Source organism: Paludisphaera soli (assembly GCF_011064595.1).
Taxonomy (GTDB): Bacteria; Planctomycetota; Planctomycetia; order Isosphaerales; family Isosphaeraceae; genus Paludisphaera; species Paludisphaera soli.
The window spans coordinates 1-1,053 of record NZ_JAALJI010000115.1 but is presented as its reverse complement, the minus strand read 5'-3'; the positions used below and the strand labels follow the sequence as shown (position 1 = coordinate 1,053).

Genomic DNA, 1,053 nt, shown 5'->3' with positions numbered 1-1,053 from the left:
CGGGCGTCGGCGGTGGTGAATCGCCATCGGACGCCGACGCCCTCCTCGTTGCGGGCTTCCTCCCAGGCGGCGACCTGCCGCTCCAACTCCTCCCGCGTCTCGATGCGGCGGTCGAGGCACTGGCGGGAGAGGACCGACAGCTCGATCTCGGCGACGTTCAGCCACGAGCCGTGCTTCGGCGTGTGGTGCACCTCCAGCTTCCGGACGATCCGTCGGGCCCGCTCGGGCGGGAAGGCCTCGTAGAGGCTGGCGAGCTTGTGCGTGTTCAGGTTGTCCATCACGAGCACGACCTTCTCGGCCTCCTCGTGGACGTCCTCGACGAGCCAGGCGACCACCTCGGCGAAGTCCTTCGCCGTCCGGCGGCCCGTGACCTTGACGGCCCGCCAGCCCAGCAGCGGCTCGGCGACCATGAACAGGCTGGTCGTCCCGTTGCGGACGTATTCGTAGTCGACCCGCCCGGGCCGGCCCGGGGCCGCGGGGATCGGCGCGGCCGCCTCGCCGACGAGCTGCTTGCTCGCCTCGTCGAGGCAGACCAGCGGCCGTTTCTCGTCGTAGGGGCGGCGATAGACGTCCAGCACGTCCTCCATCGCCGCCACGAACTCGGCGTTCGCCTCCGGCGGGATGCACCAACGCTCGGTCAGCCAGGGCTTGATCTCGTTTTTTTGAGGGCGACCCGGACGGTCTCGTCGCAGATCGCGTCGACGACCCGCAGCTCGACGAGGCGGTCGGCCAGGAGCTGCATCGTCCACCGCTTGCGGCCGTCGGGCGGGGCCGAGCAGGCCAGGGCGATCAACGTCGCCTCCGCGCGGCCGTCGAGCTTCGGCTCGCGGGCCGGCCGCCCCCGTCGCTTGCGGTCCAACGCCGCGTCGAGGCCCAGCTCGACGAACCGCCTGCGGACCCGCTCGACGGTCGCCGTGCTGACCCCGAAGGCCTCGGCGATCCGGGCGTCGGGCCAGGCGGGTCCGCCCTCGGCGGCGTCGGCCTTCAGCAGGATGTGGGCGTGGGCGAGCTTCCGGACCGCCGACTTGCCGGCGGCGAGCATCTCGTGAAGCC

1 protein-coding gene is annotated in these 1,053 nt (G+C 72.2%); it reads right to left on the bottom strand.

The features are described from left to right. A protein-coding gene (locus G6O68_RS31855) for an IS630 family transposase (protein ID WP_390625418.1) occupies positions 1-1,053 on the bottom strand; the annotation gives its coding sequence in 2 pieces (ribosomal slippage) (positions 1-664 and positions 664-1,053; 1,054 coding nt annotated over the 2 pieces). This gene is flagged as partial in the annotation.